Genomic DNA, 1,190 nt, shown 5'->3' on the forward strand with positions numbered 1-1,190 from the left:
CGTGTCTCGCCGTTTCGGCGTTAGGTCAATCTTGTCGTGGCTTACCCACGATCGCAAATGCCGGGGCGGGTTGTAGTCGACTTGTTGTCGACCATTGAGGGCAGTGAAAGCCCAGGCCGGGAGGGTTGCGGGGCGGGGGAGGGCGGGGCGGGTGCCCCGCCCTCCCGTGCGTCTACTTCCCGGTCACGGCGGCGGGCTCAACCTCTACAGTGGGCATTTCCTTGGTGGCGTCCGCGTCGGTCTCGGGCGTGTCCTCGGCCGTGTCGGCGCGCCGTGCGCGGCGGCGCTTCACTGCGGCGACGGTGACGGCGGCGGCCAGCGCGGCAGCGCCGAAACCTGCGGTGGCCCACCAGTTCACGCCGCCGCTCTCGCCGGTCGCGGTCGCGCCGAGCGCGAGCGGGGCCGGATCGGTCGTCGGCGCGGGGGAGTACGACGGTTCGACGGTCGGGAGGACCGGGGCCGGGTCGGTCTGCGGGAGCGCGGGGCCGTACCCGCCCGTGGCCGTGCCGGTGCTGCCGGTGTTCACGTACTCGGTTGCGCCGGGCAGGTACTCAGTGACGGTCTCGGTCACGGTCTCGGTCACCGTTTCGACCGGGGCGGGGTCGGACGGGAACGGGTCGGAAGGCTCCTCGGTCGGTTCGGGGCTGGGGGAGGGCGCGGGGGCGGGGATGTTCCCGGTGACGGTGACCGGGAGGGAGGCCGCGCCGGTCGCGTCCTCGGCGGTGAGCGTCCCGGTGACGGTGTCGGTCTCGTACAGGTCCGCTTGGGTGGCGGGCGTGAGCGTGAACGGGATCGCGATGTCCTGTTTGGTGTCGGCGTACGTGCAGGTGAACACTGCCGGGGCCGGACTGGTGCATGCGGTGGCGTCGGTGGTCGCGGTCGCGTAGGCGTCGAGGCCGGTCATGGTCACGGTGATCGTGACCGTCGACTTGAGGGGCGCGGGCGCGGTCACGGTGACCAGCGCGGGGACCGAGCCGACCACGAGGGCCGTCTCGCCGGTGAGGGTCGCGGCGTGCGCGGTGTGGGGGCAGGTCGCGAACACGGCGGCGGCGGCGATAGCGAGGGCTGCTGAGGTTTGCTTCATCACTGGGGATTGCTCCATTCGTGTTTGTCCGTGAGCCTTAAGCATAACCACGAATGAAGGCAATTGCATTCAATTCTGAGAGTTGTAGTCGAGACGTTGTCAAGTC

1 protein-coding gene is annotated in these 1,190 nt (G+C 70.1%); it reads right to left on the minus strand.

Features of this window, described 5'->3' with window-relative positions; genetic code table 11:
• Window positions 1-172: 172 nt before the first annotated feature.
• Complete coding sequence (locus JHY01_RS26170) at window positions 173-1,084, minus strand: hypothetical protein (protein ID WP_205328671.1); 912 nt, start codon at window positions 1,082-1,084, stop codon at window positions 173-175.
• Window positions 1,085-1,190: the final 106 nt, after the last annotated feature.

Origin of the sequence: Glycomyces sp. YM15, from assembly GCF_016918015.1 — a bacterium.
In the GTDB taxonomy this organism is placed as follows: Bacteria; Actinomycetota; Actinomycetes; order Mycobacteriales; family Micromonosporaceae; genus Glycomyces.

Coding starts and splice junctions, on each gene's coding strand:
- JHY01_RS26170 (WP_205328671.1), bottom strand. CDS start 1,084: ATGAAGCAAACCTCAGCAGCCCTCGCTATCGCCGCCGCCGCCGTGTTC.